Genomic DNA, 6,412 nt, shown 5'->3' on the forward strand with positions numbered 1-6,412 from the left:
GTGCTTAGGTCCGCAAGAGCGTGTTTTTGAACCGGTGTTCACGCCGTGGTGTGGGCCGAATGCGCCACTTTTGGCGCACTGCGGCCTCCTTTTTCCCTCAGGCGCGCTGGCACCGGGGGCAGAAAAAGCTGCTGCGCTGGCCCTGGCGCAGCGCCCGGATCGGCGTGCCGCAGACCTTGCAGGGCGCCCCCTCGCGCCCGTACACGTTGGCATGGGCCTGGTAGCTGCCATAGGCGCCGTCGGCGTTGGAAAAATCCTTGAGCGTGCTCCCCCCGAGCTCCACGGCGCGCGCCAGCACCTGGCGGATGGCGGCGTGCAGCCGCCCCATCCTGGCGGGGCCGATGCGGGCCGACCGCGTCTCCGGGCGAATACCCGACAGAAACAGTACCTCCGACGCATAGATGTTACCGACCCCCACCACCACCTTGCCCGCCAGCAGCACCTGCTTGATGGGCGCGCGGCCGGCCTTGATGCCCCGGCTGAAGGCCTCCAGGGTGAAATCGTCGGACAGGGGCTCCAGCCCCAGGCCGCCGAGCAGCTTGTGCGCCACATCATCGGCCTCGTCCCCGGCATGCACCACGGCGCCGAAGCGCCGTGGGTCGTGCAGGCGCAGCGTGCCCTGGGTGGTGACCAGATCGAAATGGTCGTGCGTACCCGGCGGCGGCAGGCCGTGGGCAAAGCGCAGGCTGCCGGACATGCCCAGGTGCACCAGCAGGATGCCCTCGTCCAGGTCCACCAGCAGGTACTTGCCCCGGCGGCGCACGCCCAGGACGCTGCGCCCGACCAGGGCATCGGCCTCGGCCCCGAGCGGCCAGCGCAGCGGCTTGCCCAGGCGCACACCCGTGACGCGCGCGCCGGCGATGGCCTGCGCAAAACTGCGCCGTGTTACTTCCACTTCGGGCAACTCAGGCATCCAAAGCCCCCACAAACAGGTTGTCATGCATGGATTATTATGGGTCGATGGAGCCTTCAAACTACTTTCGGTCGGCCGTATTGACAGTTGCTTTGGCAGCAGCGGCCTGTGCGGGCCACGCGCAGCAGCCACCGGGCACTGCAGCGCCCCCAGCGGCCGAACCGGCACCCGGCGACGCCCCCTCCAGCAACCCCGCGCTGGATGCGGAGCTGTTCTACGAAATCCTCATGGGCGAGATCAACGCCCGCACCGGCGAGGCGGGCACGGGCTACGCCCTGATGCTGGAAGCGGCGCGGCGCACCAACAACCCCCAGCTGTACCAGCGGGCCGCCGACATGGCCCTGCAGTCGCGCGCGGGCGACCATGCGCTGGCGGCGGCCAAGGCCTGGCGCGACGCCCAGCCGGACTCGCGCGAGGCCAACCGCTACGTGCTGCAGATCCTGATCGCACTGAACCGCATCGGGGAGACGCCGGAATTGCTGCGCCAGGAACTGGCCCAGGCGCCGGTCCAGGCCAAGCCCACCATCCTGGGCATCGTGCCCCAGATGTTCGCGCGCGCCAGCGACAAGCCCCTGGCCGCCAGGGTGGTCGAACAGGCCCTGGTGGACGAGTTGGCCAAGCCGGCCAATGCGGCGGCCGCGCACATTGCCATCGGGCGCGTGCGCCTGGCGGCCGGTGACAAGACCGGCGCGCTGGCCAGCGCCCGCGCCGCCCAGAACCTGGACCCCGGCAGCGAAGGCCCTGCCCGCCTGGGCATGGAGCTGCAGGAAGAGAACGTGCCCGAAGGGGAAGCGCTGGTGACTCGCTATTTCGCCAGCCAGCCGCAGGCCGCGCCCGAGATGCAGATGGCCTACGCGCGCTTGCTGCTGGGCCAGCAAAAGTACGGCGAGGCCAAGACCCAGCTGGAGGCCGTGACCCGCGCCAAGCCCGACCTGCCCGAGCCCTGGCTGATCCTGGCCACCCTGCAACTGCAGGACAACCGCCTGGAGCTGTCCGAAACCTCGCTCAAGCGCTTTCTCACGCTCATCGACGGCCCGGACATCAACCGCGACGCGCGCCAGCGCAGCCTGAACCAGGCCTACTTGCTATACGCGCAGATCGCCGAGAAAAAAGGCGATTTCGCCGCAGCCGAAGGCTGGCTGGCCCGCATCGAGAATTCGAGCGAGCTGTTCAGCGCCCAGAGCCGCCGCGCCTCGCTGCTGGCCAAGCAGGGCAAGATCGCCCAGGCGCGCGCGCTGCTGCGCGCCCTGCCCGGCGTGACCGAGGACGACAAGCGCATGAAGCTGCTGGCCGAGGTCCAGCTGCTGCGCGACCAGCGCCTGTTCAAGGAAGCCCTGGAGGTGCAGACCGAGCTGGTGGCCCTGGCCCCCGAGGACGGCGAACTGCTCTACGACCAGGCCATGCTGGCCGAGAAGGTGGGCCAGTTCGACACCATGGAAAAGCTGCTGCGCCAGATCATCGCGCGCCAGCCCGAGTACCACCATGCCTACAACGCACTGGGCTACTCGCTGGCCGAGCGCGGCCAGCGCCTGCCGGAGGCCCGGCAACTGATCACCAAGGCCCTGGAGCTGGCCCCGGGCGACCCCTTCATCACCGACAGCCTGGGCTGGGTGGAGTTCCGCATGGGCAACAAGGCCAAGGCGCGCAGCCTGCTCGAGACCGCCTTCAAGGCCCGGCCCGACGCCGAGATCGCCGCCCACCTGGGCGAAGTGGTCTGGAGCATGGGCGAGCGTGACAAGGCCCTGGGCATCTGGCGTGAAGGCCTGCGCCTGAACCCCGAGAACGACAGCCTCAAGGAAACCCTTAAGCGCCTGGGGGCCAGGCCCTGATGCGCGGCACGGGCAGCACCGCCACGGGGCAGGGCGATGGCCTGCCGCTGTGCCAGTGGATGGCGTGGCTGGCCCTGGCCTGCACCCTGTGGCTCACGGGCTGCGCCCAGCCGCCCCGTGCCCCCGAGGCTGGCGCTGCGTCGTGGTCGGGCCGCCTGTCGCTGCAGGTGGAGGGCCAGGCATCGCAATCCTTCTCCTCGCTGTTCGACCTGCAGGGCAACCCCGGCAAGGGCGAACTGGTGCTGACCAGCCCGCTGGGCAATACCCTGGCGCGCCTGCAGTGGGAGGATGGCCGGGCCCAGCTCACCACCGGGCAGGAGCGGCGCGAGTCCACCTCGCTGGACGAATTGCTGCGCGAAGCCACCGGCACCGCCATCCCGGTGGCCGCCATCTTCGAGTGGCTCAATGGCAACCAGGCCTCGGCCACCGGCTGGCAGGCCGACCTCTCGGGCAGCGCCGAGGGCCGGCTGATAGCGCGCCGCCACGACCCCGCCCCCGAGGCCACACTGCGCATCGCGTTCAGCCGCTGAGCGCTCGCTGCGCCCTTACCACTTTTTCCATGCAAGCCCTGTACGACGTACCGGCTCCGGCCAAGCTCAACCTTTTTCTGCACATCACGGGCCGGCGGCCCGATGGCTACCACCTGCTGCAGTCGGTGTTCATGCTCATCGACTGGTGCGACACGCTGCACTTCGAGCGCCGACCGGACGGCGCGCTGAGCCGCGAGGACCTGGGCCCGCCCCTGCCCGAGATGGACCTGGTGCTGCGCGCTGCGCATGCGCTGCAATCGGCCACGGGCTGTACCCAAGGGGCGCACATCGGCGTCATGAAGCGCGTGCCCGCCCAGGCCGGCATGGGTGGCGGCTCATCGGACGCGGCCAGCACGCTGCTGGCGCTGAACCGCCTGTGGGGTTTGAACCTCTCGCGCCAGGCGCTGCAGAAGATCGGCCTGGCGCTGGGTGCCGACGTTCCGTTTTTTTTATGCGGCGCGAACGCTTTTGTCGAAGGAATTGGTGAGACAATAGCGCCGCTTGAGAATGCACAGCAATTTCCGCAAGCGCGCTTCGCGGTCGTCAAGCCCGCAGCAGGTCTGGAGACAAAAGCAATTTTTTCTTCGCCGAACCTGAAACGCGATTCTGAGTGTGCTACAATCTTAGGCTTTGCTGCAACACACTTTGACTTCGGTCGAAATGATCTGCAGCCAGTTGCCGAGGCACTGTGCCCCGATGTGAAGCGAGCCCTTGAATGGCTTGAACAGCGCGGGTTGCAACCCAGGATGACGGGCTCTGGAAGTGCTGTGTTTGCACAAATGCCACATGCGGTGGATCTGGAAGGCGCCCCGGGCGACTGGCAGGTCAAAGCATGTGACAATTTGATGGTTCACCCTCTGGCTGGGTGGGCATCGAACGAGAATTGAGGTTGGCTGCTTTCAGCAGTTGACCTGTGTAGGGGAGTCGCCAAGCTGGTTAAGGCACCGGATTTTGATTCCGGCATGCGAAGGTTCGAATCCTTCTTCCCCTGCCAAATTTCTTTCACGCGCTCTCTCTCGCGTACGGGCTTTTATTTCAGACCGCTGGGACGCTCATGCAAGGCAATCAACCCGACTTCATGGTTTTCACCGGCAATGCCAATCCTGGCATGGCAGCTGAGATCGCCCAGCACCTGGGAACCACCCTGGGCGCCGCCGACGTGGGCCGCTTCTCGGATGGCGAAGTCACCGTCGAGATCAAGCAGAACGTGCGTGCGCGCGACGTGTTCGTGGTGCAGTCCACCTGCGCCCCGACCAACGAAAACCTGATGGAACTGCTGATCATGGTCGACGCGCTCAAGCGCGCCTCGGCAGAGCGCATCAGCGCCGTGATCCCCTACTTCGGCTATGCCCGCCAGGACCGCCGCCCCCGTTCGTCGCGCGTGCCCATCACCGCCAAGGTGGTGGCCAACATGCTGCAGGCCGTGGGCGTGGCCCGCGTGCTGACCATGGACCTGCATGCCGACCAGATCCAGGGCTTCTTCGATATCCCGGTCGACAACATCTACGCCTCGCCCGTGCTGCTGGGCGACCTGCGCCAGAAGAACTACGAAGACCTGATCGTGGTCTCGCCCGACGTGGGTGGCGTGGTGCGCGCCCGTGCGCTGGCCAAGCAACTGGGCTGCGACCTGGCCATCATCGACAAGCGCCGCCCCAAGGCCAACGTGTCCGAAGTGATGCACGTGATCGGTGAGATCGAAGGCCGCAACTGCGTGATCATGGACGACATGATCGACACCGCCGGCACGCTGGTGAAGGCGGCCGAGGTGCTCAAGGAGCGCGGCGCCAAGAGCGTGTATGCCTACTGCACGCACCCCATTTTCTCGGGTCCTGCCATCGAGCGCATTGCCAAGGGCACGGCCCTCGATGAAGTGGTGGTGACCAACACGATTCCCCTGAACGACAACGCCAAGGGATGCGCAAAAATCCGCCAACTCTCCGTGGCCCCGCTGATCGCCGAAACGATCCAGCGCATTGCCAAGGGTGAGTCGGTGATGAGTCTGTTCTCGGACCAGGACAACCTGTTCTGACAAGCCCCGGGCCTCATACGAGGCCTTTGGCATTGCAGGGCGGTGAACACCAAGCCTCCTTCGGGAGGCTTGTCCGTTGGTTGGTTGGTTCGGGAACGAAGTGTGGTCTGCCCTGTGGCAGACCGTTTTAAAACAGGGCACGACTGGTCGCGGTCTGTCCTTATCAGGAGCTAGCAATATGAACTTCGTCGCTTTTGAGCGCGCCAAGCAAGGTACGGGTGCGAGCCGCCGTCTGCGCAATTCGGGCAAGACGCCTGGCATCGTCTACGGCGGTACCGCTGAACCCCAACTGATCGAGGTCGACCACAACGCTCTGTGGCACGCCCTCAAGAAGGAAGCCTTCCACTCCAGCGTGCTGGACATGGAAGTCGCCGGCACCACCAGCAAGGTCCTGCTGCGCGACGTGCAATACCACCCCTACAAGCAACTCGTGCTGCACATCGACTTCCAGCGCGTGGATGCCAAGACCAAGCTGCACATGAAGGTGCCACTGCACTTCAGCGGCGCTGAAGAATCCCCCGCCGTGAAGGTGGACAAGTGCATGGTCAACCCCGTCGTGAACGAACTCGACGTGTCGTGCATGCCTTCGGACCTGCCCGAGTTCATCAACGTCGACCTGTCCAAGCTGGAGAAGGGTTCGTCGCTGCACCTCAAGGACATCAAGCTGCCCAAGGGCGTGAGCGCCGTGATCCGTGGCAACAAGACCAACCCCGTGCTGGTGTCGGTCGTGGCCCCGGTCGTGGTCGTCGAGACCCCTGCCGAAGCGGCTCCTGCTGCGGACGCCAAGGGCAAGGGCAAGGGCAAGAAGTAATTTCTGCTTCTTCTGCTTTTTGCACAGCAAGGACGGCTCACTTCGGTGGGCCGTTTTTGTTTTGTGGCTTCAGTTTGGTGTAGATGGCTACCGCATGCCGTTGCAAAGGGCGGAGGCCGGGATGTGCGCCCGGCGGCGCACCCACTTTCTTTTGCTTCTCCAAGAGGGTGTAGAAAAAACAAAATACAATCCTGCTGCATTGATTGCACAGGAGCAATGCGATGGCAAGGACAGGCCGACCACCCGTAATTGCGCCGGCAGAGTACGCGGCGCTGCGCGAGGTGGTCAGAGACAACCCGC

At 65.7% G+C, this 6,412-nt stretch carries 7 protein-coding genes and 1 tRNA gene; 6 read left to right on the top strand and 2 right to left on the bottom strand.

All coding sequences use genetic code 11. The annotated features are described in order from the left end of the window. Positions 1–97: 97 nt before the first annotated feature. A complete protein-coding gene (gene mutM, locus ACK59X_RS02435) occupies positions 98–913 on the bottom strand; it encodes a bifunctional DNA-formamidopyrimidine glycosylase/DNA-(apurinic or apyrimidinic site) lyase (protein WP_409954862.1) in 816 nt (271 codons plus the stop codon). 29 nt (positions 914–942) lie between these two features. Here mutM and ACK59X_RS02440 point away from each other — a divergent pair, with 29 nt between their 5' ends. The 6 genes from ACK59X_RS02440 to ACK59X_RS02465 all read left to right on the top strand — a co-directional run bounded on the left by ACK59X_RS02440 (position 943) and on the right by ACK59X_RS02465 (position 6,112). Beyond that, the gene (locus ACK59X_RS02440) at positions 943–2,742 is read left to right on the top strand and encodes a tetratricopeptide repeat protein (protein WP_409954864.1); all 1,800 of its coding nucleotides are present in this window, start codon (positions 943–945) and stop codon (positions 2,740–2,742) included. Further along, positions 2,742–3,272 carry a lipoprotein insertase outer membrane protein LolB gene (locus tag ACK59X_RS02445; protein WP_409954866.1) on the top strand — a complete coding sequence of 177 codons (531 nt, stop codon included), beginning with the start codon at positions 2,742–2,744 and terminating at the stop codon, positions 3,270–3,272. Before ACK59X_RS02440 ends, ACK59X_RS02445 begins: the two co-directional genes overlap by 1 nt. Before the next feature lie 29 nt (positions 3,273–3,301). Beyond that, on the top strand, positions 3,302–4,159 hold the full coding sequence (gene ispE, locus ACK59X_RS02450) for a 4-(cytidine 5'-diphospho)-2-C-methyl-D-erythritol kinase (protein ID WP_409954867.1): 858 nt from the start codon (positions 3,302–3,304) through the stop codon (positions 4,157–4,159). Between the two features lie 30 nt (positions 4,160–4,189). Beyond that, positions 4,190–4,266, top strand: a tRNA-Gln gene (locus tag ACK59X_RS02455). Between the two features lie 60 nt (positions 4,267–4,326). Beyond that, on the top strand, positions 4,327–5,301 hold the full coding sequence (locus tag ACK59X_RS02460) for a ribose-phosphate pyrophosphokinase (RefSeq protein WP_409954869.1): 975 nt from the start codon (positions 4,327–4,329) through the stop codon (positions 5,299–5,301). Between the two features lie 178 nt (positions 5,302–5,479). Next, positions 5,480–6,112 carry a 50S ribosomal protein L25/general stress protein Ctc gene (locus ACK59X_RS02465; RefSeq protein ID WP_409954871.1) on the top strand — a complete coding sequence of 211 codons (633 nt, stop codon included), beginning with the start codon at positions 5,480–5,482 and terminating at the stop codon, positions 6,110–6,112. Positions 6,113–6,149: 37 nt separating this feature from the next. On the opposite strand, the gene ACK59X_RS02470 is transcribed toward ACK59X_RS02465, so the two are convergent. Further along, positions 6,150–6,412: hypothetical protein (locus ACK59X_RS02470; RefSeq protein WP_409954873.1), on the bottom strand; the 263-nt coding region annotated here is incomplete at its 5' end.

Origin of the sequence: Acidovorax sp., from assembly GCF_046339755.1 — a bacterium.
Lineage (GTDB): Bacteria > Pseudomonadota > Gammaproteobacteria > Burkholderiales > Burkholderiaceae_C > Acidovorax.

Excerpts from the sequence above, each read along its gene's own strand:
- mutM (WP_409954862.1), bottom strand. The coding sequence starts at position 913 with ATGCCTGAGTTGCCCGAAGTGGAAGTAACACGGCGCAGTTTTGCGCAG.
- ACK59X_RS02440 (WP_409954864.1), top strand. The coding sequence starts at position 943 with ATGGATTATTATGGGTCGATGGAGCCTTCAAACTACTTTCGGTCGGCC.
- ACK59X_RS02445 (WP_409954866.1), top strand. The coding sequence starts at position 2,742 with ATGCGCGGCACGGGCAGCACCGCCACGGGGCAGGGCGATGGCCTGCCG.
- ispE (WP_409954867.1), top strand. The coding sequence starts at position 3,302 with ATGCAAGCCCTGTACGACGTACCGGCTCCGGCCAAGCTCAACCTTTTT.
- ACK59X_RS02460 (WP_409954869.1), top strand. The coding sequence starts at position 4,327 with ATGCAAGGCAATCAACCCGACTTCATGGTTTTCACCGGCAATGCCAAT.
- ACK59X_RS02465 (WP_409954871.1), top strand. The coding sequence starts at position 5,480 with ATGAACTTCGTCGCTTTTGAGCGCGCCAAGCAAGGTACGGGTGCGAGC.